Genomic DNA, 22,626 nt, shown 5'->3' on the forward strand with positions numbered 1-22,626 from the left:
CGCCTATTTATCACAAGCAAGTTGACCCGGTTTGAAGGCCGTCTGCTTGCAAGAAATATCTGAACTTTGGTCAGATAGAGGTCTCAGCGATCCGCCAGAAGCTAGCTATATAGGTCAATTCGCCTGTCGTTGTCTAGTGCGTTAGGCGAAAAAAAGACATGGCTTTCTGAGCCGTAAGGTGTGGAATGACGTGCATAGCTGGCATGCAATTCCTGAATGACCGCAGGTTGCAAAAGGTTTTCCTGAGGTAGGAGCTGCCCCAAAAGCTGCGCCCAAAATGCTGCACTGCCCCCAGGATCATGGGGCTCAAGCCATGCGCCACCGTTCTGCGCGATTTCCCGTACAGGCGAAACCAGTGCAGTGACATCCATCCCGATCCCGGCAGGGCCGTCTGTTCCACTACTCGCAGCGTCGGGCCTGCGGGCCGGGTGCAAGGGGATCGGCGTTATCGCTGTCATGTCATTTTGCGGTTTTGTGCGTTCAACCGGGGTATTTAACTGGCCTTATGCAAGGGACTCCGTTCAAAGGGGCGTAAACCCGGCAAAAATTGCCGCCTGCGACAGGTGCCGGGCGGTTAAAAATGGTTAATGAAAAATTTATGCAGGAATGATGCCGCGACACATGCGGGCAAAAACAAAAAAGCCCCGGAAAATCCGGAGCTTTCTGCGTGATGCTTTGAAATGAACGGGTTTGGGGCCGTTTACTTGCTAGCCTTATTGTTGACCAGACTGTTGAGCTGCGCCTGCATGGCTTCAAGCTGACTTTTCAGATCATCAAGGGATGCGTCATTTTTTGCCGGTTTGCCGTTTTTGGCTGCCTCGGCACTCGCATTGGCCTTGTCTGCCTCTTCCTGAAGGAAGGGCGAAAACATCTTCATGGTCTGTTCAAACAGCGCCATGTTCTGCTTGTTCATTTCCTCGAACTGGCCGAACGGGAAAATGCCCTGCATCGTGCCCTGCATATATTCGCGCATCTGTTCCTGATTATGCGCAAACGAACGCATCGCCTGTTCCAGATAGCTTGGCACCAGACCCTGAAGGCTGTCGCCATAGAATCCGATCAATTGGCGCAGGAAGCTGATCGGCAGCAGGTTCTGCCCCTTGTTCTCTTCCTCGACAATAATCTGTGTCAGGACCGGACGGGTGATATCCTCGCCGGTCTTGGCGTCATAAACGACGAAATCGGTATTGTCCTTGACCATCTGCGACAGGTGGTCGAGCGTCACATACGAACTGGTCGCAGTGTTATAAAGGCGGCGGTTCGCGTATTTCTTGATAACGACGCGATCCTGATCATCTGATTTTTTCGTGGTCATGACGTTATTCCCTGCTTCCCTGTTTCCCGGACGTTTGGCTTGGGCAGTGCGGTATGAAATACCTTGTTTGCGTTTGCACAAATTTGAATGTTGCGCAGCATTTTGAATTTTGCGCCTGCTCAAGCGTGCATAAGAGTGCCGTGTAAATTCCAATGTGTCCAGTGTTCAACGCGATGTGCGCTGCGAAAAACAACCTCCGGTGCCTGTTGTTGCCGCGCAGCAATGGATTTCGTTTTCGCACACGCCCGAACCGCCTATAGTGTTTGCCAGCGACAAGGCGCATGTCATCTGCGTGATCCGAACCAGAACCGGGGGAAGCAACATTGTCCGACACAGGGGCGAAAAAGGATCAGGATCCCGACGATCTGCCTAATGACAACCTCGATGATGAACTTGATGATCGCCTTGATCATCTGGCCCGGCAGTTTATGGATCTTTGGCGCGAACAGGTTGCCGCAACGGCCGATGGTGCCGACGCAGCAAGCGCCATCGGTCGGCTTTATGCCTCCCTTGGGGCCGATACTTCGCGCATCGGCGAGGGGTTCGAGGCATGGGGCAAGCTGATCGGGCAACTGGCAACGGGGCAGAAACCCGGTGCCTTTCCCGGTACTGTTCCGGGCGGTTTTCCCGGTATGGCGGCGGGCATGATGCCCGAAATGATCCCGGAAATGATGAAGGGCACGCCGATGGATCCGGCAGCCAACCCCATGGCCGCTATGTTCAATCAGATGTCAAAAATGGCAACGTCCGGTTTTCCACCCGGTGGGCCTTTCCCGCCGAATATGGCGACGATGGCCGGAATGACGGGCGCAGCCAGCGCGGATGGAAAGGCCCATCCGGATACAGCCGCCAAAGATGCCGATACGGCCCAGGCCGCCGCAGGCAAGACGAACAAGACAGGCCAAAGCAATGAAACGGGGCAGGGAAAAAATGAGCGCGCAAAACCGACAGCAGACAAACCCGCCGAAAAGGGCAAGCAATCGTCGCGCCGGGCCAAGGCCGCTGGCGATGCATCTGGCGGTCGAGATGACGAGCTGGTTGAGCTCGCGCGCCGCATTGCCGATCTTCAGGAAACAATTTCTGCCCTGGAGGCCGGAACTGCAGGAACAGGCAAAAAAGCTCCTGAGCGAGATGGAAAACCATCATCCTGACGATATCGCCCAGGCTCTCGATCGTGTCGCCTTTGCCAGCCAGTCGGCCTTTCATGATGGTGTGCGTGCCTATCAGAAACATGCCTATAAGCGTGGTGCCGATGATGCGCCCGTAATCTGGGAAGACGGTGCAACGCGCATCCGTGACTACGGTGCGGTCAGCGAGGCTAAACCCAAAAGCCCGCTTGGCATTGTCGTGCTGGTGCCGTCGCTGGTGAACCGCGGCTATATCCTTGATCTGAACAAAAAACGCAGCTTTGCCCGTTTTCTGGCCAAGGCAGGATACCGCCCGCTTCTGGTCGATTGGGGCTATCCCGGCGAAGAAGAAGCCAATTACGGCCTTGATGATTATATCGCCGGTCGTCTGGTCACCGCCCTTCAGGACATCGCCGATATGAATGGCGGGCCGGTGCCAATGATCGGTTATTGCATGGGGGGCGTGCTGGCACTGGCCGCGACCCTGCTTGACCCGGCGCAGGTATCGCGTCTGGTGCTGCTGGCGACACCTTGGGATTTCATGGCGGCTGGCCCGACACAGGGGCGCATTGCAGCGGCCTTCGCGCCGTCCTTGCCCCATATGCTGTCGATCCATGACAGCCTGCCGGTCGATGTGCTGCAAAGCCTGTTTGCAAGCCTCGATCCGTTCATGATCGGCGAAAAGTTCCGCCGCTTTGCCTCCATCCCTGCCAATTCGGCCAAGGCCGATGATTTTGTCGCTCTTGAAGACTGGCTTAATGACGGTGTGCCACTGACCCGCCGGGTGGCGATTGATTGCCTGATTGGCTGGTATGTCGAAAACAAACCGGCCAAGGGTGAATGGCAGATCGACGGCATTGATATCAACCCGGCCGATATCAGCTGCCCGACACTTGCCGTCATCCCGGAAAATGACCGGATCGTCCCACCTGAAAGTGCGCAGGCCCTTTTCGCATCTCTGCCCGAAGATGTGCGCACAGAACTGCATCCATCTGCGGGTCATATCGGCATGATGGTCGGCTCGCGCGCGGAAAAATCAACCTGGGTGCCTATGCTCGATTGGCTGGCGGAAACGAAGTAATCAGGAACCGGTTTCGGTCGCGGCCACGGGGGCGGTTTGCCAGCGCAGCGTCAGGCGCGCAAGGGCGGCAATGATCAGCAATGTCAGGATCACCCGCCCGACCAGAACGACCCAGATATCCGCACCAAGGGCCAGCATGATCGCCGTATCCTCGATCAGGGAATGCGATAGCGACAGCCAGCTTAGCGACAGGAAAAGGGTGCGCGGCGGGAAGTTCTTTTTGCGTGCCTCGTCAATGATCAGTGCCCCGCCATAAGTCAGGCCCAGTAAAACGCCGATGGTCGTGACGGGGGCAACCTCGCGTGACAGACCCGAAACCCTCAGGATCGGCATCATGCCGCGCGTGATGCGGTCGGTAATGCCGGTTTTTTCAAGGATATCAAGCAGCACCAGCAAGCCGACAATCACGGCAAAGCTAACGACAAGCGATTTGATGGTCTGAATGGTCCAGTCGATCCAGCCTTCAAGGCCGGTGGCAGCCACAACTGTTTCACCCCCGGCCATCCATGAAAAATCAACCGGTTCGGAAAGCCATCCGGTGGTGTTGCTGATCCAGGTCACCAGTGCGGCGTAGAACACGGCTGTGCCAAGCCGAAGGGCCGTGGTCGCGATCAGGCTGGCCCCGGCGCGTTTGACAATCGCCTGTTCGACCGGAAGCCCATGGGCAAACAGCATCATCGCGCAAAGGGCGCTAAGCTGTGCGGCGGTCATATCCAGATGGGCCGATAACCCGATAAACGCCCCGACCGCACCATACATGCTGACCAGCGCACAGGTCGCCCAGATCAGGCCAGCCTCGGGCGGCAACCCGATCAGGCTCATGACGGGGGACAGCATGTCGGATGCAAAGGCGACCATGCCGAACTCATCGGCGATGCGCACAACGATCATCACCGGCAACATGACCTTGATCAGGGTGATGAACAAACGCTGGCTGCGGTTTAGCAAATTCAGGAAATAGCGATGCATGGGGCGCGAGGTTCCGGGCTGCTTGGGTGGTACGCGGGTCATATGTGGGGCATTCGTTTAACGATGCGCATCCTCGCATAACCACCATATTATTGCGCGGCGAAATCACGTGCTTTTGTGCAATAATACGGCGTAGTTTTATCACTTGGCGCTTCGGAGTTGCATATATTGGCCGACCTTGACCGTATCGATACCAAAATCCTTCGGATATTGCAGGAAAACGCGGATATCGCGAATGCAACTCTCGCCGATCATGTTGGCCTGTCACCCTCGGCCTGTTTGCGCCGTGTCGCCAAACTGCGCGAGTCTGGAGTCATTCGCAAAACTGTCGCCGTGATTGACCCGGATCTGGTCGGGCGGCCTTTGACCGCGGTGATCAATCTGGAATTCCATCGCCACGGAAACCGCTATCGGCAGGACTTCATCAAAAAAGTCCGTACCCTTGATGCGGTTCGGCAATGCTATCTGGTAACCGGCGAAGTCACCGGCGTTCTGGTTTTGCATATGCGTGACATGGCGGAATATACCGCCCTTTGCGAAACCCTTTTTGACGCGGACGATAATATTGTCTGGTATCGTACCTATATCGTAACCGAAGTCCTGAAGGACGAAGTAACCATCGCGCTTTGATCAAAGTCATGGACGTGCGGAGATCAGACGGCTACAGCTTGATCACCATGAAAAACATTTTGCGCATCGTGATGACCCTGTCGCTGCTGGTATTTGCCAGCAGCGCGGTCTTGCGTGTGGGCGATATGGTGGGGGAGGGTTCCGGCACCTATCGCAGCGTTTATGTCGTCTTGAACAATAGCGCCCCCCTGCACGATGCCGAGATGCACGATACCCAGATGCGCGATGCCATTCGCTGCGATGATTGTACGGATATGACGACGGCGGTCGCGTCCTGTCATTTCCTGTGCGCAATCGTTGTCATGCCCGACGTTGCCGGGTTTGAAAATATGGTGATGCCATCTGGCTCCCGGATGATTTTACCGGCTATTGATCGGGCAACCGGCCTGTCGCATGTGCCCGACCCGTCGCCTCCCAGATATTTTTCCTGATTTCCCCTTGGGGTCCTGACGGGCCGCTAGGGATGTTGTGTTGTCGTGCCATGCCCGATATCCGGGCAGGTCGGCAGTCAATAAACCAACTCAGGAAAGATTGTCGGATGACTTTCAAATCTTCCTTTTGTTCCGGTCGGCGGGGTTTCCTGCTGGGCGGGGCGACGGTCATCGGGGCCGCCGCAACAGGCGGTCTGCCTCTTTGGTCCTCTATTGCCCGTGCGGGCGAAACGCCTGCACCCGATATCGTCGATATGCTTTTGCGTCCCGGTGCGTCGCGCGCTAGCCTTGTTTCGAACCCGGCCATTCAGACCGATGTCTGGGCCTATAACGGCACGGTTCCCGGCCCGGAAATTCGCATCCGGCAGGGGCAGCGTCTGCGTGCCCGGCTTGAAAATACCCTGCCACAGGAAACAACCATTCACTGGCACGGGCTTCGCATTCCCAATGCCATGGATGGTGTGCCCGGTGTGACGCAGGATGCGGTCAAACCGGGGGGCAGTTTTGATTATGTTTTTGATCTGCCCGATGCGGGAACCTACTGGTATCACCCGCACGCAAACACGACCGAACAGCTCGGCCGGGGCCTTTACGGTCCCCTGATCGTCGAGGAAACCGACCCGTTGCGTGTGGATCGTGAACTGGTCTGGATACTTGATGACTGGCGGCTTGACGATGCTGCCATGATCGATAGCGGTTTCAATGCCATGCATGATGTCAGTCATGCCGGGCGGATCGGCAATGTGGTGACGGTCAATGGTCTGCCACCCGGGGAGTTGGTCGTAAGACCGGGCGAGCGTATCCGTCTACGCCTGTTGAATGCGGCGAATGGGCGTATCTTTGCGCTCGACTTTGATGAACTTGCCCCGACGGTGATTGCCATGGACGGACATCCGGTCACGCCGCATCGCGATGACGCGCCGCTGCTTTTGCTGGGACCGGGCATGCGATTTGATCTGGTGATCGATATCCCGGTGAAAGGCAAAACGTCGTTTGCCGTGATGGATCGCTTCTATGACGGTATGGAAAACAGGATCGCCAGTCTCGCTGTTTCCGGCGAAGCCGTACGTGACGGGGTGCCTGACTGGGATATGGCGTTAAAACCCAATCCTGTGCCGGAACCTGATCTGGATCAGTCAACAAGGCATGATCTCGTCTATAGCGGCGGAATGATGGGCGGCATGGTCCTGCAGCAGATGACGCAATCGGGCCATATCACACCGGAAATGCTGAATCGGATGGGGATAGAGGACATGGCGGGCATGGGCAACATGATGCGTTCGATGTCTGGTTCCGGCAATGTCTGGGCCGTTAACGGGCGTGATCCCGACCGCGACGGGGACGGGCCGCTTGTCACACTTGAACGCGGGCAAAGCTGCCGTTTGACGCTGATGAATGCAACGGCATGGCTTCATCCGATCCATTTGCATGGTCATGCTTTCCGTTTGCTTGCCCGCAACGATGCACCCGTCAATCATCAGCCGTGGCTTGATACCGTTCTGATCAAGCCGGGCGAACGGGTCGAGATTGCCTTTGTCGCCGATAATCCCGGTGACTGGCTGATCCATTGTCACATTCTCGAACACAGGGTCGGCGGCATGTCCGGCATCATCCGTGTTCTTTGACTCCCTTTGAGGATAATCAGGATGCTTAAAACCATGAAAAGCCAGATCGCCCGTACCCTCCGTGCGGTTGCCTTTGCCGTCGCGGCGACTGTTATCCTGCCGTCATTTGCGGCCAATGCGGCGGGTATCGAAGCCAGAATCATCAAAAACCCGAATTGCGGTTGCTGCACAATGCATGGCGATTATCTGCGTCAGCACGGGTTTGACGTTACAATCACCGAAGACGAAAATGTAGCTTCGCTGGCGCTAATGGCTGGCATTCCCGAAGACCTACAGGGATGTCACCTGACCATGATTGATGGCTATGCCGTCAGCGGTCATGTGCCGGTAGAAACCATTTTAAGGATGCTTGAAGAACGTCCGGCGATTTCTGCAATCACCTTGCCGGGAATGCCAATGGGCTCGCCTGGTATGGGCGGGATCAAGGAAGCCCCGTTCGAAATTTTCAGTCTCACGGACGGCAAAGTCGAAATCTATGAGCTGAGATAACAGGCTAGTCGATACAGGGCCGGGGCGTTATGGCGTGCCCGGCCTTTTCAAATTATCACAATTACTGCCATGCCCTTGCGAACTTGCGGCAATAAGCACACACTCTTACACAAAGGATAAGCAACAGCATCGAATATACCCGCATTTGATCATGGTCGGAATAGCTGATGGTGACTGTCCGAAAGTGGTGTGTATCAATGCTTGGCTTTTTGTTGCGTCGCGATAAGATCGTAGTCGGATTGCAGGTCCGATCAGCAGGATCGTCAGGGTCCGGGGAAAAACGTATTCAAGATATAATCGGAGGGTTTCATGACAGACGTCGTAATTGTGGGTGCAGCACGCACACCGATCGGCGCTTTTAGCGGTTCGCTGGCCAATACCCCAGCACACGAGCTTGGCGCTGTTGCCATCAAGGCGGCTCTGGAACGTTCCGGTGTCGAGGCGGATGCCGTAAACGAGGTTATTTTCGGTCAGGTCCTGACCGGCGGGGCCGGGCAGAACCCGGCACGTCAGGCGGCCATCGCCGCCGGCATCCCCGATAGCGCAACTGCCTTTGTGATCAACCAGGTTTGTGGTTCTGGCCTTCGCACCGTTGCCCTTGCCGCCCAGCAGATCATGGCTGGTGATGCCAAAATCGTGGTTGCCGGTGGTCAGGAAAACATGTCCATGTCGCCGCATGTTGCCAATCTGCGTGCCGGTCACAAGATGGGCGATGTCAAATTCATCGACAGCATGATCAAGGATGGCCTGTGGTGTGCCTTCAACGGCTATCACATGGGCAATACCGCGGAAAACATCGCCAATAAATGGCAGATCACCCGCGAAGATCAGGATGCCTTCGCGACCGCATCGCAGAACAAGGCAGAAGCTGCCCAGAAATCCGGTCGCTTCAATGATGAAATCGCCCCTGTCACCCTTTCCTCGCGCAAGGGCGATGTAATCTTCGACGCCGATGAATATCCGCGCCACGGTGCATCCATCGAAGGTATGGCAAAACTCCGCCCGGCGTTCGATAAGGAAGGCACGGTAACCGCCGGGAACGCATCGGGCATCAATGACGGTGCTGCCGCCCTGATCGTCATGTCGGCCGATGAAGCCGCCAAACGCGGCCTGACCCCGCTTGCGACGATCAAAAGCTGGGCGACTGCCGGTGTTGATCCGGCTGTAATGGGTTCCGGCCCGATCCCGGCATCGCGCAAGGCTCTTGAAAAGGCTGGCTGGTCGGTCGGTGATCTTGATCTGATCGAAGCCAACGAGGCCTTTGCCGCACAGGCGATTGCGGTTAACCGCGACATGGGCTGGGATACCGACAAGGTCAACGTCAATGGCGGGGCGATTGCCCTTGGCCATCCGATTGGCGCATCGGGCGCACGCGTCTTTACCACGCTGCTTTACGAAATGCAGAAACGCGATGCCAAAAAGGGCCTTGCGACATTGTGCATTGGTGGCGGCATGGGGGTCGCGCTGTGCGTCGAACGCTGATTGCTTCGAACCATCTGAATTGATGAAATGTGCAGGGCGGCCTCCTTTGGGGGCTGCCCTGTTTGTTTATCCGTTGGGCGAAGATGAAATTCGACCAAAGTTCACGCATTTCACGTGACATGGATGATGGAGAGGAAATAAAGTTACGTTTATAGTTCGTTTTGTGGACTAAAATTTCGCATGTCGTAGAAGGGCAAACTACGGGATACCGATACATGAATTCGATGACTGAAGTTTAGGGAGGCGACCATGACAAAAACTGCACTGGTAACCGGTGGCACACGCGGAATTGGCAAGGCAATCAGCCTGGCGCTTAAGGAAGCGGGCTATACTGTTGCGGCAAACTATGCGGGTAATGACGACGCCGCGCGCGCCTTCACCGACGAAACCGGCATTGCGACCTTTAAATGGAGCGTCGCGGATGCCGATGCCTGTGCCGATGGCATCCGGCAAGTCGAATCCGAAGTCGGCCCTGTCGATTTCCTGATCAATAATGCCGGTATCACGCGCGATGGTTTCATGCACAAGATGTCCGTCGATCATTGGCAGTCGGTGATCGAAACGAACCTGAGCTCGCTGTTCTATATGACCAAGCCGGTGCTTGAGGGCATGCGCGAACGCGGTTTTGGCCGGGTGGTGAATATCTCGTCGATCAACGGTCAGGCCGGCCAGCTTGGTCAGACCAACTATTCCGCGGCCAAGGCCGGGGTGCATGGTTTTACCAAGGCACTGGCACAGGAAGTCGCGCGCAAGGGGGTGACGGTCAATACCATCGCGCCGGGTTACATCAACACCGACATGGTTGCTGCGGTTCCCGAAAAGGTTCTTGAAGGCATCATCGCCAAAATCCCGGTCGGCCGTCTGGGCGAGGCCGAGGAAATCGCACAGGCCGTCCTGTTCCTGTGTGGCCCGAATTCCGGCTTCATCACCGGTTCCTGCCTGTCGCTCAATGGCGGGCAGCATATGTTCTGACCGCATCTGCTTGCGTTCAATTTAACCAAAACACCCCGCAACAAATCTGCGGGGTGTTTTGCATTCGTGATCATGCCCGAATAATGTCCTCGGTCGTCACAACCTTGGCAAACGCATCGGCCAGAATGGCCAGTTCGGCGCGGTTCAATTCCGCAGCCGGGATGGCGGCTTGATCGGTTGTCGAGGGTAGGTCGCGTGTGGTGACCGCATCCCCGGCAATGGTGACTTGCAATCCCTGTTCGTTGGCGGAACGCGCGGTGGTCGAAACGCAGACATGGGTCATGAAACCGCTCAGCACCACATGTTTCAAACCGGCCTGCTCAATCAGGTCGCGCAAGTTGGTGCCGCCAAAGGCATTGGGTACATTCTTTGTCAGAATCGGCTCGCCGTCGCGCGGGGCGACTTCGCCCATGATCTTGGCATACGGACCTTCGGGATCAAACAGACCCTGTCCGTGATGCTGGATATGGATCAAGGTGCCGTTCTGCACGCGCCAATGGGCGATCAGCCGGGCCACATTGTCCAATGCAGGTTCAAGCCCTGATAGCTTCAACCTGCCACTGCGATATTCTTCCTGGGCATCGATCACGATCAGTGCCGCGTCGCGGACCGATCCGGTCGGAAGTTCAACGCCAAGAATTTCAAAAATGGATTGAGCACTCATGGTGGCTGTCCTTTCAAAGTCATTTGAATGGCCTGATCATGCATCTGCATGTTTGCAGTTTAAATCCGTCAATTTGCAGATATGATCTGCGTATATGCAGAAATTATAACTGGGTGATGATTCATGGATTGGGAAGCCTTGAGGACATTCGCCGTCGTTTGCCGCGCAAATACCATGAGTGCCGCCGCGCGTGAGCTTGGCGTAAATCAGACGACGATTGCGCGCCGTATTGCTCGCCTTGAAGAAGCGACCGGTTTTCCTGTCCTGCTGCGTCGGGACGGGCAGATGAGCCCGACACTGCGTGCGCAAAGCCTTCTGAAAACCGCAAGGGCGATGGAGGCCGAAGTCAGTACCTTGCTCGAAGCAAATGGCGGTTTCTCCGAAAAGATCGCCCGTCCGGAAATATCGGGTGTTGTTCGCGTTGCCGGGGTGGATGTGATTTTTGAAAACTGCATTGCTCCGCGCTTGGGCGAACTGATATCAAACCATCCGTCCCTTTGCGTCGAACTGATTGGCGGCAACCGCAATCTAAGCCTGCCGCAACGTGAAACCGATATCGCGCTGCGTCTTGCCCGGCCGCAAACCGGGGCATTCCACATCCGGAAAATCGGGGTGATGGAATATGGTATTTACGGTCCGGCCGGGATGGACGACCCGACCACTGAACCATGGGTCGATCTTGACGATGCGTTTGCCGACAAACCCGAACAGATATGGCTCAATCGCCATTTCCCCAATCGCCACACCATCAGTCGATCCAATCGCGGATCCATCATGGCGACGATGGCGTGTGCTGCCAATGCCTTTGCCCTGCTGCCACGATGCCTGGGGGATCGTATCTCGGGCCTCACTCGCAAACCCGATATCGATCCGGAGGGACGCGAAATCTGGCTCCTGATCCATCAGGACATGCGCCACGTGCCGCGTGTGCGGGTTGTCGCCGAATGGGTGTCTGATGTGCTGATTGGCAGTGCGGCAATTAAATCCGTGTGATCCTGCATTGTTCGTTTGACAGTGCGCTGCCTTGGTTGTGATTATTCAAGTATTGCAACTTATGATATGAGCAGGGCAGGCCATGGACGAGCACAAAAAATACACATCGGCCAACCGTGCTGCATGGGATGCCTCCGCACCATTGCATGAAGCTGGTGAAACCTGGCAAAGACTTTTGGCCGAGGTTGCAAAGGCCGATTTCTCGACATTCGACGAAGCTTTGCGTGAGACGCTGGAAGGTGTCGGGGTCGCAGGAAAACGCGTCGTACAGGTTTGCTGCAATAACGGTCGCGAAGTATTGTCTTTGTCGGCCATGGGCGCAAAAACTGTACTTGGGATTGATCAATCCGATGCATTTCTCGCGCAAGCCCGGAAGCTGGCGCATCTATCGGGACGGAAATGTGATTTCCTCTGTGCGGTCATCTACGAATTGCCGGAAGACACACCGGGCGATTTTGACCTTGGTTTGATTACCATCGGCGTTCTGAACTGGATGCCGGACCTGAAATGTTTCTTCGATGCCGTATCAGCACTGCTGGCTCGGGATGGGATGCTCGTTATCTATGAAACCCACCCGTTTCTTGAAATGTTTGACCCGTCTGCTGCCGATCCGTTTTCACCGTCGCAATCATATTTTGACCGTGGACCACACGCAAACGAAGATACCATAACCTATGACGGATCTGACGGCGGGCAGGGACCTGTTTCATGGTGGTTTTCCTACACGATGGGCGAAATCGTGTCTGCGGCTGTTGCAGCCGGATTAAAGCTGGAATGTCTTAAAGAGCATCCGCATTCAAATCGGGAAACTGAATTTGATATCTATGAAGACAGGAAAGCCCAAATCCCGATGTGCTACACGCTGGTGTTACGAAAAGAACGGTAATTCTTGTTGATGGAGCGATGATCACGCCGCGGTAATCGTGACATCGGCCAGGATGCTGCTTTTTTGAACGGTATGGGCGTTGGGAATGTCATTATCCGATGCTTTTCGCCGTGCCGATGGCTCGTCATGTCCGTGATCAAGCCAGCGTTGCACAAGGCGCCTTTCCAGAACCGGAAGCGGAATGTCGATGAACAGGGTCAGGTCGAAAAGGCTTGCCAACTGGTTCCATGGCGATCGGCTAAGTAACAGATAATTGCCTTCGACAAGCACGATCCGATGGCTTTGTGAAACGCATCGTGCCGATCCGCGTGACAGTTCCAGATGGCGGTCAAACACCGGCACATAAACATCGTCATCATCGGCACGAATGGCATCAAGGGTGCGTTTGAACCCGCCGGTATCGAAGGTTTCCGGTGCTCCTTTGCGCGGGAGGAGGCCGCGTGCGGAAAGGATGGCATCATCGAAATGATACCCATCCATCGGCACGACAACAGCCCCGACCTCATCACCCCCCAGATGGTGATGAAGCCGTTCGGACAAGGTTGACTTGCCCGAGGCTGGTGCCCCGGCGATCGCGACAAGGAGGCGTCGATCGCCAATCTGTTTGTCCCTGATCAGCGCGATCAGGGTATCGATATCCGGTGTCATTCAATCATGCCGCCGCCGATATTTCTGGTGGCTCCTTCGCACCGGTCATGAAAGCGACCGCGTCCGACATGCTGTAATCATCGGGATTGATTGTACACAGGCGTTTACCCAAACGATGAACATGGATGCGATCCGCCACCTCGAACACATGCGGCATATTGTGCGAAATCAGCACAATCGGCATGCCGCGCGATTTGACATCGGCAATCAGTTCCAGCACCCGGCGGCTTTCCTTGACGCCAAGGGCCGCGGTCGGTTCATCCATGATCACGACGCGCGATCCAAAGGCTGCCGCACGGGCAACCGCAACCCCCTGGCGCTGCCCGCCCGAAAGCGTTTCCACCGCCTGATTGATGTTCTGGATCGTCATCAGGCCAAGCTCGGAGAGCTTTTCGCGTGCGATGCGTTGCATGCCCTTGTGGTCCAGTGCGCCGAAATACTTGCCCATAAAGCCCGGTTTGCGAAGCTCGCGCCCCATGAACATATTGTCTGCAATCGAAAGGGCGGGCGAAAGCGCAAGGTTCTGATAAACCGTTTCGATCCCCGCTTCGCGGGCTTCCATCGGCGATGAAAAATGCACCGGTTTGCCATCAAGCTCGATCACGCCTTCATCAACCGTGATCGCCCCCGAAAGCGCCTTGATCAGGGATGATTTTCCTGCACCGTTATCGCCGATCACCGCAAGGACTTCACCGGGATAAAGATCGAAATCCGCCTGATCCAGTGCGGTGACACGGCCATAGCGTTTAACGATACCGCGTGCGCTTAAGACCGGTTTTTTATCCGTGCTCATGACGATACCTTTCTGATCCACTGGTCGATTGCAACGGCGATAATCGTCAGCCAGCCGATTGCAAACACCTGCCAAAGAACATCAACGCCGACAAGCCGCAGCCCGGAATTGAACACGCCAACGATCAATGCCCCGATCAGCGGGCCGATGATCGACCCGCGTCCGCCAAACAGCGAAATGCCACCAATCACAACTGCGGTAATCGATTGCAGGTTTGCTTCCTGAAAACTTTGCGGCGAAACCGAGCCAACGCGCCCGATCGATGCCCACGCACCAATGCCACATACTAGCCCGGCCAGACCATAAACCATGATAAGCGTGCGGTTGGTGCGAATGCCCGAAAGCTCGGCGGCTTCCTTGTCATCGCCAATCGCATAAACATGCCGGCCCCAGCTTGTGTGGTTCAGGATGTACCAAAGTACGGCAAAAATGACGAGCATCAGGACCGAGCCATAGGTGATCCTTGCCCCGCCAATCGCGATGCTTTCGCCAAAGAATTTCAAAAGCGGTGCGATTTCATCGAGTGTCTGGCTGCGGATCGACTGCGCGCCCGAAAGCCAAAGGTTCAGCGCAAAGAAAATGTTCCACGTACCCAGCGTCACGATAAAAGGCGGCAATTTGATCCGGGTGACCAGAAACCCGTTCAGCATCCCGGCCAGAATCCCGCCGACAAACCCGATCAGGATCGCAAGCGGTGCGGGAACGCCAAGCGTAATCGCAAGCTGCCCCATAATGACCGACATCAGCACCATGATCGCGCCGACCGAAAGATCAATCCCGGCGGTCAGGATCACAAGGCTTTGGGCCGCGGCAAGAATGCCGATGATCGAAACCTGCTGCACAATCAGCGACAGGTTGAACGGCGAAAAGAACTTCGATCCCGCCAGTGCACCAAAAATGATAATCGAAATGACAAGGACAATCACCGGTACCATTGTCGGATTGCCATGCAGGAAATGCTGCGTGGCATCCAGAAAGTTCCGGTTTTTATGTTCGAACTGCGCAACCGCCTTGTCGCTGGCGTCAAGCGTCTGTTCGTATTCCTGTTTTGTGCGAGATGTGCGAGCAGTTTCGCTCATCGCTTCCTCCCGGCCTGGTCGTGAATATTGGTTGCGAAAAGGCATGCGCAACGGCTCATCACATGCCCCCGCCGGTTCTGATGACCGGTTTGCATCGGGTAGGGGGCTGACCAAGTGTAACCTTTTTGTGGGACAAGAGGGCGGCGTTTATAACCGCCCTCCTCGAATATCGGAACGTTGCGTCGGGGCCTAGCCCCAGCAGCGTTTCATGCCTTCTTCGATATCAATCGACGGAACGCCTTCTGCCGGATCACCGGTCACAAGGTTAACCCCGGTGTCATAGAAGTTAAGACCTTCGGAATTGGCCGGTTTTTCACCGCTTTCGGCCCAGGACTTGATCGCCTCAATACCTTTGTAGGCCATATCAAGCGGATATTGCTGCGATGTCGCGCCAATCACGCCATCCTTGACGTTCAAAACGCCCGGGCAACCACCATCGACCGATACGATCAGAACGCCTTCTTCCATGCCAAACGATTTCAGCGCCTCATAGGCACCGGCTGCTGCCGGTTCGTTGATGGTATAGACGACATTGATTTCGGAATCCTGCTGCAACAGGTTTTCCATCGCCTTGCGGCCGCCTTCCTCGTTGCCGTTGGTGATGTCATGGCCGACAATGCGGGGATCATCTTCATCACCGATCTTGTTCGGGTCCTTGATGTCGATGCCAAAACCTTTCATGAAGCCTTGATCGCGCAGCACATCAACCGATGGTGCACTTGGCGTCAGGTCAAGAAACGCGATTTTCGCATCCGAGGCCTCATCGCCAAGCTTGGCTGCCGCCCACTGGCCGATCAGCTCACCGGCCTTGAAGTTATCGGTGGCAAAGGTTGCATCGGCCGAGTCAATCGGTTCAAGCGGTGTATCAAGGGCAATCACCAGCAATCCGGCATCGCGCGCCTTTTTGACAACCGGTACAATCGCCTTGGTATCCGATGCGGTCAGAAGGATCCCTTTGGCACCCGATGCAATGCAGGATTCAATCGCCTGCACCTGGGTTTCATGGTCACCATCGATTTTACCGGCAAAAGTCGAAAGGTTGACGCCATTTGCCACAGACGCGGCCTGTGCGCCTTCTTTCATTTTCACGAAGAACGGATTGATATCGGTTTTGGTGATAAGGCAGGCACCGATTTCATCGGCTTTGGCTCCGTTGGGTGCAACGGCAAGGCCAAGCGCAAGCGCCCCAAGGGTGGCGCCAACAAGAGTCTTCTTCATCTGTTTCCTCCCAGGAATAACCTGATGTTCGGCCATTTTGGCCGGATTTGTTCATTTTGCGACAGGTGGAACGCATCGTTACGTGCGTCTTTTGCGCCTGTCTGTTGCCTACGACACACCAAATGCTCGAAGCTGTCAATTAATAAATCCGATTGATTTATTAATTAATCCTGTCACTCTTTTATCCATTCGGGCAATAAAGAACCCGAGTGGGAGGATAAAAATGACAGCTTCGCTGCAGACCAACCCTGACGGGATCGGGGATGAAAGCCAGTCCGCGCGTCCGCTTCATCCGGGCGGGGGGGCTAATCAGTTGCGCGTGCGCGCCTATAATGAACGGCTGGTGCTGTCGCTGGTCCGCCGTAATATCGGATTGTCAAAGGCCGATATCGCCCGCCTCTCTGGCCTTTCTGCTCAAACCGTCTCCGTGATCATGCGCGCCCTTGAAAAGGATGGGTTGCTTAAACGCGGTGATCCGGTGCGCGGCAAGGTTGGCAAACCATCGATCCCGATGGCGCTCAACCCGGATGGTGTTTTTTCCTTCGGACTTAAAATCGGCCGACGCAGTGCCGAACTGATCCTGATGGATTTTGTCGGTACAGTACGCGCCAGCCTGAACGAAGCCTATAAATATCCGACTCCCGATGGCATCCGCAAATTCGTCCGGACCTCGGTCGAACAATTGTCCGGCGGGCTATCCCCCGCCCAGCGCCAACGCATCGCCGGGATCGGCATTGCCGCCCCGTTCGAATTATGGAACTGGGTCGAAGAAGTCGGCGCACCACCCGAAGACATGAGCGCCTGGCGCGAAGTCGATCTGATCGACACCATCGGCGAAATCGTACCATTCCCGGTCTTTCAGCAGAACGATGCAACGGCGGCCTGCGGGGCGGAACTGGTCTTTGGGGCGGGGCCGAATTATTCCGATTTCGCCTATTTCTTTATCGGTTCTTTCATTGGCGGCGGCGTCGTGCTCAATCAGGCACTTTATGCCGGTAAAACCGGCAATGCCGGGGCTTTTGGCTCGATGCCTGTGCCCTCGCGTTCTGGCCATCCCAGCCAGTTGATCGATCAGGCATCCATCTTCGTGCTCGAAGAAATGCTGACCCGCGAAGGCCGCGATCCCGCCTTGTTGTGGAAGGATCCCGACTACTGGCATCAGCTTGGCGCAACCCTTGATCTCTGGATTGACCATACCGCACGGGGCCTTGCGATTGCCATTACCTCGGTCTGCTCGGTGATTGATTTCGAAGCCGTCATTGTCGATGGCGGCTTCCCCAAAGATGTCTGTGCCAGAATTGTCGATGCCACGCGCAAGGCAATGCTCAAACTCGACCTGCAGGGCATCGCCACCCCGCATATCGAACAGGGCATGGTCGGCAGTGCCGCCCGCGCCATCGGTGCCGCCAGCCTGCCACTGTTTTCCCGATATCTTCTCGATCAGAACGTCCTGTTCAAACAGATGGCCTGATCAGGAACGGATCGTCAGAACCGATCCTTCCGCCCGCGGATTTCGGCAAAAATCTCGGTGGCAGTTGCGCCTTCCATACCAAGGTCGCTGGCAATCGATGCATGATCGGCGCGTAGGAACGGGTTGGTTGCCAGTTCCTTGTCCATGCGTGATGGGATGGTCGGGATACCGCGTGCGCGCAGGTCATCAATTTCCGCGCAGCGCGCCTTAAGCGCCACATTGCCGGTTTCAATCGTTGCCGCAAACCGGGCATTGGACTGGGTATATTCATGCCCGCAATACACCAGTGTATCACCCGGCAAATTGCGAAATTTTTGCAGGGATTGCCACATCTGATCAGGCGTTCCTTCAAACAACCGCCCGCAACCCAACGCAAACAGGCTGTCGCCCGAAAACAGGGCAGATACCGCCGGAAAATAAAACGCAATATGGCCGCTGGTATGGCCCGGCACGTCAAAGACCTGCCCGGAAAGGGCACCGATCATTACCGTATCCCCCTCGGCCACTTTCTGATCCATGCCGGGAATGCGCATGGTTTCGGCCTTGGGGCCAATCAGTTTCGCGCCATATCTGGTGATCAGTTCCGCATTGCCGCCGATATGATCATTGTGATGATGGGTATTGATCACAAGATCAAGCGACCAGTCGCGATCTTCAAGCTCGGCTACCACCGGGCCTGCCTCGCCCGGATCGACAATCGCCGTCATGCCGGTTTCGTGGCAGCGCACCAGATAGGTGTAATTATCGGAAAGGCACGGAATGACAAAAACATCGCCTGCGGACATGGCCGACCTCGCGTGTGTGAAAAAATATGGGTTAAGCCTATCAGCTTGCGGCTTCTTAAAACAATCACGCATCGTGCAAAGTTTTTGCGCTTCTATGAGGTCACGGGTGCGTAAATGAGTTCCCGCCCGTATCACTCGATGCTAGGCTGCTTTCATGCGTCAGGATGTAGTTGATCTTCACCGTTTTTATGCCGGAAGCCTCGGGCAGGCCGCCCGCCGCCTGATCCGGCGCCGTTTGCGCGTCATGTGGTCGGATGTGCGCGGCATGCGGGTTCTGGGTTTTGGTTACGCCACGCCCTATCTGCGCCCCTTCATGGGCGAGGCAGAGCGCGTACTGGCCTTCATGCCCGCCCAGCAGGGCTGCGTGCCGTGGCCTGCGGGTGACCCGAACCATGTCGCCCTTACCGAAGAAACCATGCTGCCGCTGCCCGATAGCTCGGTCGACCGCATTCTGCTGGTGCATCTGGTCGAACATTCCGATTCCATGCGCCGACTGATGCGCGAATGCTGGCGGGTCCTGACCCCCAATGGCCGGATCGTGGTGGTAACACCCAACCGAAGCTCGCTTTGGTCCTGGTCGGAAAATACACCATTTGGCTTTGGTCATCCCTATAGCGTGTCGCAGCTTCAAAACCTGATGCGCGAAAACATGTTCCTGCCTGTGCAGCACAGCCGTGCATTGTTCCTGCCCCCGACCCAGCGACGGTTTCTGCTGCGCTGGTCGCAGGTATTTGAAAATGTAGGATCGCGTCTGTTCAAGGCGTTTGCGGGTGTCTCGATTGTCGAAGCCGGCAAACAGCTTTACGCCAGCACCGGCACTCCGGCGCGCAAGCGCCGCCTTGTGCATATCCCGGTTTCCGTGCCCCCCCTGCGCCCGGCCGATGGCAATCAAAGCCATCAGGGCAAGCTTCTGACATGTGAAAAACGCGCCGATGATCCAACCGGGAAATCAGATTGCTCTGCTTCCGGGGATTGACCTTTGTTGCTGCAATCGCGAAATAACAGTCTTGGCGTTTGCTGGGAAAACAAGAAAAAATGCATAACGGGATTGGCAAAAGGGCAACGTGGCTTCGGGCTGCGCTGATATCGCTGTTATTGTGCGGTACTGCATCGGCGAAGGAACCGATACGGATCGAACTGTTTGGCGAGGAAAACAATATCCCCTACGCCTATCTCGAAGATGGCGTTCAGCCCGCCGGAATTTATGTCCGCATCCTGCGCGAGGCATTCCGCAAACTGCCCGACTATCATGTAAGCTTTGCCGCCATGCCGTTCAAACGGGGTATGGATTTGTTGCAATCCGGGCAGATATTCGGATATTTCCCGCCCTATTATCGTGAAAGCCGCGACTGGATTGAACGCTATTCCGTGCCGATCCTTCAGGAAACGGTGGTTGCGATCTGTAATGACGACTATGTCCGAAGCCATCGGCTCGACCATTTCCCGCGCGATTTCAAAGGTGCCAGATTTGCTAATAATGCCGGCTATCGTATGGCCGGAACCCCCTTTTTCGAGATGGTCGAGAAGGGCGATATCGAACTTGAAGAAGGCAACACCACCGAGAGCAATCTGCGCTTTCTGATGGCCGGGCGGGTGGATTGTTATGTCAATGAACGGATGGCCATCCTGGCGGGCCTGCGTGAATTGCGCACGGACCCGGACATTGCGCGCAAATTCAACGAGGTTGCGATCATCGCGCGCGAATTCGGTTATGTCGCATTCGGCCCGGATCCCGAAGGCAAATGGCCCTATCGTGATAAGTTCGCCAATGATCTTGACCGTGTATTGCTCGATATGAAGCAAAGCGGCGAAATCGACCGGTTGGTCACGGAATATTTCGCGTATTAGGCCTCTTGCCCCTACACAAAAAAAGCCGCCGGGGAACCGGCGGCTTTTAACGTCTTAGCAGATATTCGAACGCTTAATGTTCGACATCACGCCAGATTTTGCGTTTCACCGCATACAGCATCGCGGTCAAAACGATCAGGAACAGGATAACTTTCAGGCCCATGGATTTGCGGGCTTCAAGTTCCGGCTGTGCTGTCCAGTTCAGGAACGCAACAACATCACGCGCATGCTGTTCCATCGTCATTGGCGTGCCATCGGTATATTCAACAGCCTCGTCATAAAGCGGCGGTGCCATTGAAATCTGATGACCCGGGAAGTAGTGGTTGTAATGCTTCCCTTCCGAAAGGTCGAAGCCTTCGGGGGCTTCTTCCTCGTAACCGGTCAGCAGACCGAAAACATAATCCGGGCCTGCTACGCGGGCTTTGTTCATCAGCGACAGATCCGGCGGAATTGCCCCGCCGTTTGAAGCAGCCGCAGCCTTTTCATTGGCAAAGGGCGACGGGAAATAATCGGACGGCTTGCCCGGACGGGTGAACATGTCACCATCATCGTTCGGGCCGTCTTCTATTTCATAGTCCGCGGCAATTGCCTTGATCTGGTCTTCGTTGAAGCCGATGCCCTGAAGGTTACGGAACGCAATGAAGCGAAGGCTGTGACAGCCTGCGCAGACGTTTTTGTAAACCTGGAAGCCACGCTGCAACTGGGCGCGGTCATAAGTGCCAAACAACCCGTCCCAGCTCCAGTCCTGCGACGGCGGAACCGGCGCGTCACCGGCGGCTTTTGCGCCCGTGCCGGCAAGGGCAGTCAGGGCAAATGCGGCTGCCATGGCGGTAAGTGCAAATTTACGCATTTGCCCCCTCCTTGAGAACGGATTCGCTGATACTCGCCGGAAGCGGTTTGGGTCGTTCCAGTTTGCCCACAAGCGGCATGACCACAAGGAAATGCACAAAGTAGTACAGCGTTGAAAGCTGGCCCATGACGATGACCTTAAGGCCCTCGATCCCCATAAAGTAATCATCGGGTGCCTTTGCACCGCAATATCCGAGCACGAAAGTGTCGATGACAAACAGCCAGAAGAACCATTTGTAAACCGGACGGAATTTCGAGCTGCGAACCTTCGAGGTGTCAAGCCACGGAATAACGAACAGGATCACGATCGACGCAAACATTGCCAGCACGCCCAGCAGCTTTGCCGGAATACCAAAGATCGTGAAATCGATTGACCGCAGGATCGCGTAGAACGGCAGGAAGTACCATTCCGGCACGATATGCGGCGGGGTTACCAGTGGATTGGCCGGGATGTAGTTATCCGGGTGGCCTAGGAAATCCGGGGCAAAGAACACAAACGCACTAAAGAAGATCAGGAACACGCCCAGACCGAACAGGTCCTTGATCGTATAGTACGGATGGAACGGAATGCTGTCCTGCGGGGTTTTGATTTCAACCCCGGTCGGGTTGTTCGACCGCACGGAATGCAATGCCCAGACATGCAGGACGACAAGGCCCAGAATGACGAATGGCATCAGATAATGCAGCGAGAAGAACCGGTTCAGCGTCGGGTTATCAACCGAGAAACCGCCCCACAGCCAGGTCACCAGCGGATCACCGATGACAGGGAAGGCCGAGAACAGGTTGGTAATAACCGTGGCACCCCAGAAGGACATCTGGCCCCACGGCAGGACATAGCCCATGAAGGCGGTCGCCATCATCGCCAGCAGGATCAGAATCCCGATCCACCACAGCATTTCGCGCGGAGCTTTATATGACCCGTAATACAGGCCACGGAAAATATGGATAAACACGGCAATGAAGAACATCGACGCGCCGTTCATATGGATATAGCGGATCAGCCAGCCATAATTCACATCACGCATGATGCGTTCGACCGATTCAAACGCCATACTCGTATGCGGCGTATAATTCATCACCAGGAAAATCCCGGAGAGGATCATCGTCACCAGAACAAAACCGGCAAGGGAACCAAAGTTCCACATATAGGACAGGTTCTTCGGGGTCGGATATTCATATGCGGAATGGTGCAACATGGAAATGATCGGAAGACGATCATCGACCCATTTCACCACTTTGTTATTCCAGACGGGTGCACTCATCTTACAGCT

The 22,626-nt window shown here is 55.7% G+C and carries 24 protein-coding genes; 13 read left to right on the forward strand and 11 right to left on the reverse strand.

The features are described 5' to 3' along the window. Positions 1-101: 101 nt before the first annotated feature. Both TH5_RS03000 and phaR read right to left on the reverse strand, forming a co-directional pair. Positions 102-458, reverse strand: coding sequence for a hypothetical protein (locus tag TH5_RS03000; protein ID WP_114120606.1), 357 nt, complete (start codon positions 456-458; stop codon positions 102-104). Positions 459-700: 242 nt separating this feature from the next. Continuing rightward, complete coding sequence (gene phaR, locus TH5_RS03005) at positions 701-1,315, reverse strand: polyhydroxyalkanoate synthesis repressor PhaR (protein WP_007090134.1); 615 nt, start codon at positions 1,313-1,315, stop codon at positions 701-703. A 323-nt stretch (positions 1,316-1,638) separates the two neighbouring features. Between phaR and TH5_RS25960 the strand changes: the two genes are divergently transcribed. Both TH5_RS25960 and TH5_RS03010 read left to right on the forward strand, forming a co-directional pair. Then, positions 1,639-2,466 (forward strand): hypothetical protein, encoded by an 828-nt coding sequence (locus TH5_RS25960; protein WP_244204803.1) that lies wholly within the window; start codon positions 1,639-1,641, stop codon positions 2,464-2,466. Beyond that, positions 2,447-3,523 (forward strand): alpha/beta fold hydrolase, encoded by a 1,077-nt coding sequence (locus tag TH5_RS03010; protein ID WP_244204804.1) that lies wholly within the window; start codon positions 2,447-2,449, stop codon positions 3,521-3,523. Before TH5_RS25960 ends, TH5_RS03010 begins: the two co-directional genes overlap by 20 nt. Here TH5_RS03010 and TH5_RS03015 read toward each other — a convergent pair whose 3' ends face one another. After that, positions 3,524-4,534 carry a nucleoside recognition domain-containing protein gene (locus TH5_RS03015; protein ID WP_244204805.1) on the reverse strand — a complete coding sequence of 337 codons (1,011 nt, stop codon included), beginning with the start codon at positions 4,532-4,534 and terminating at the stop codon, positions 3,524-3,526. 126 nt (positions 4,535-4,660) lie between these two features. On the opposite strand from TH5_RS03015, the gene TH5_RS03020 reads away from it, so the two are divergent. The 6 genes from TH5_RS03020 (at position 4,661) to phbB (ending at position 10,121) form a co-directional block, all read left to right on the forward strand. After that, on the forward strand, positions 4,661-5,122 hold the full coding sequence (locus TH5_RS03020) for an Lrp/AsnC family transcriptional regulator (RefSeq protein WP_114120608.1): 462 nt from the start codon (positions 4,661-4,663) through the stop codon (positions 5,120-5,122). A 47-nt stretch (positions 5,123-5,169) separates the two neighbouring features. Beyond that, on the forward strand, positions 5,170-5,553 hold the full coding sequence (locus TH5_RS03025; protein ID WP_114120609.1) for a hypothetical protein: 384 nt from the start codon (positions 5,170-5,172) through the stop codon (positions 5,551-5,553). Positions 5,554-5,660: 107 nt separating this feature from the next. Continuing rightward, a complete protein-coding gene (locus TH5_RS03030; protein WP_114120610.1) occupies positions 5,661-7,178 on the forward strand; it encodes a multicopper oxidase family protein in 1,518 nt (505 codons plus the stop codon). A 21-nt stretch (positions 7,179-7,199) separates the two neighbouring features. Beyond that, complete coding sequence (locus TH5_RS03035; RefSeq protein ID WP_114120611.1) at positions 7,200-7,667, forward strand: DUF411 domain-containing protein; 468 nt, start codon at positions 7,200-7,202, stop codon at positions 7,665-7,667. Between the two features lie 309 nt (positions 7,668-7,976). Beyond that, a complete protein-coding gene (locus TH5_RS03040; RefSeq protein ID WP_062960838.1) occupies positions 7,977-9,149 on the forward strand; it encodes an acetyl-CoA C-acetyltransferase in 1,173 nt (390 codons plus the stop codon). A 249-nt stretch (positions 9,150-9,398) separates the two neighbouring features. Further along, positions 9,399-10,121 carry an acetoacetyl-CoA reductase gene (gene phbB, locus TH5_RS03045; RefSeq protein ID WP_114120612.1) on the forward strand — a complete coding sequence of 241 codons (723 nt, stop codon included), beginning with the start codon at positions 9,399-9,401 and terminating at the stop codon, positions 10,119-10,121. A 70-nt stretch (positions 10,122-10,191) separates the two neighbouring features. Here the strand turns inward: phbB and TH5_RS03050 are convergent, their stop codons facing one another. Next, positions 10,192-10,785, reverse strand: a complete 594-nt coding sequence (locus tag TH5_RS03050) for a cysteine hydrolase family protein (RefSeq protein ID WP_114120613.1) — start codon at positions 10,783-10,785, stop codon at positions 10,192-10,194. A 123-nt stretch (positions 10,786-10,908) separates the two neighbouring features. Here TH5_RS03050 and TH5_RS03055 point away from each other — a divergent pair, with 123 nt between their 5' ends. Together TH5_RS03055 and TH5_RS03060 are read left to right on the forward strand one after the other, a co-directional pair. Then, positions 10,909-11,778 carry a LysR family transcriptional regulator gene (locus TH5_RS03055; RefSeq protein ID WP_114120614.1) on the forward strand — a complete coding sequence of 290 codons (870 nt, stop codon included), beginning with the start codon at positions 10,909-10,911 and terminating at the stop codon, positions 11,776-11,778. A gap of 82 nt (positions 11,779-11,860) precedes the next feature. Continuing rightward, on the forward strand, positions 11,861-12,664 hold the full coding sequence (locus TH5_RS03060; protein ID WP_114120615.1) for a class I SAM-dependent methyltransferase: 804 nt from the start codon (positions 11,861-11,863) through the stop codon (positions 12,662-12,664). 21 nt (positions 12,665-12,685) lie between these two features. Here TH5_RS03060 and TH5_RS03065 read toward each other — a convergent pair whose 3' ends face one another. From TH5_RS03065 to TH5_RS03080, 4 genes are all read right to left on the reverse strand, one after another. Continuing rightward, positions 12,686-13,312, reverse strand: coding sequence for a nucleoside triphosphate hydrolase (locus tag TH5_RS03065; protein ID WP_114120616.1), 627 nt, complete (start codon positions 13,310-13,312; stop codon positions 12,686-12,688). A gap of 4 nt (positions 13,313-13,316) precedes the next feature. Continuing rightward, positions 13,317-14,105, reverse strand: coding sequence for an ATP-binding cassette domain-containing protein (locus tag TH5_RS03070; protein ID WP_114120617.1), 789 nt, complete (start codon positions 14,103-14,105; stop codon positions 13,317-13,319). Beyond that, the gene (locus TH5_RS03075; RefSeq protein ID WP_114120618.1) at positions 14,102-15,184 is read right to left on the reverse strand and encodes an ABC transporter permease; all 1,083 of its coding nucleotides are present in this window, start codon (positions 15,182-15,184) and stop codon (positions 14,102-14,104) included. Before TH5_RS03075 ends, TH5_RS03070 begins: the two co-directional genes overlap by 4 nt. A 189-nt stretch (positions 15,185-15,373) precedes the next feature. Then, positions 15,374-16,402, reverse strand: coding sequence for a sugar ABC transporter substrate-binding protein (locus TH5_RS03080; protein ID WP_062960830.1), 1,029 nt, complete (start codon positions 16,400-16,402; stop codon positions 15,374-15,376). 223 nt (positions 16,403-16,625) lie between these two features. Between TH5_RS03080 and TH5_RS03085 the strand changes: the two genes are divergently transcribed. Then, on the forward strand, positions 16,626-17,873 hold the full coding sequence (locus TH5_RS03085) for an ROK family transcriptional regulator (protein WP_114120619.1): 1,248 nt from the start codon (positions 16,626-16,628) through the stop codon (positions 17,871-17,873). A gap of 14 nt (positions 17,874-17,887) precedes the next feature. Here TH5_RS03085 and gloB read toward each other — a convergent pair whose 3' ends face one another. Beyond that, positions 17,888-18,658 carry a hydroxyacylglutathione hydrolase gene (gene gloB, locus TH5_RS03090; protein ID WP_114120620.1) on the reverse strand — a complete coding sequence of 257 codons (771 nt, stop codon included), beginning with the start codon at positions 18,656-18,658 and terminating at the stop codon, positions 17,888-17,890. Between the two features lie 154 nt (positions 18,659-18,812). Here gloB and TH5_RS03095 point away from each other — a divergent pair, with 154 nt between their 5' ends. Then, positions 18,813-19,634 carry a methyltransferase domain-containing protein gene (locus TH5_RS03095; RefSeq protein ID WP_244204806.1) on the forward strand — a complete coding sequence of 274 codons (822 nt, stop codon included), beginning with the start codon at positions 18,813-18,815 and terminating at the stop codon, positions 19,632-19,634. Between the two features lie 59 nt (positions 19,635-19,693). Beyond that, complete coding sequence (locus TH5_RS03100; protein WP_114120621.1) at positions 19,694-20,506, forward strand: substrate-binding periplasmic protein; 813 nt, start codon at positions 19,694-19,696, stop codon at positions 20,504-20,506. Positions 20,507-20,579: 73 nt separating this feature from the next. Here the strand turns inward: TH5_RS03100 and TH5_RS03105 are convergent, their stop codons facing one another. Together TH5_RS03105 and TH5_RS03110 are read right to left on the reverse strand one after the other, a co-directional pair. Continuing rightward, positions 20,580-21,356 carry a cytochrome c1 gene (locus TH5_RS03105; protein WP_114120622.1) on the reverse strand — a complete coding sequence of 259 codons (777 nt, stop codon included), beginning with the start codon at positions 21,354-21,356 and terminating at the stop codon, positions 20,580-20,582. Continuing rightward, positions 21,349-22,617 carry a cytochrome b gene (locus TH5_RS03110; protein ID WP_114120623.1) on the reverse strand — a complete coding sequence of 423 codons (1,269 nt, stop codon included), beginning with the start codon at positions 22,615-22,617 and terminating at the stop codon, positions 21,349-21,351. Before TH5_RS03110 ends, TH5_RS03105 begins: the two co-directional genes overlap by 8 nt. Positions 22,618-22,626: the final 9 nt, after the last annotated feature.

Origin of the sequence: Thalassospira xianhensis MCCC 1A02616, assembly GCF_003326475.1 — a bacterium.
Taxonomy (GTDB): domain Bacteria; phylum Pseudomonadota; class Alphaproteobacteria; order Rhodospirillales; family Thalassospiraceae; genus Thalassospira; species Thalassospira xianhensis.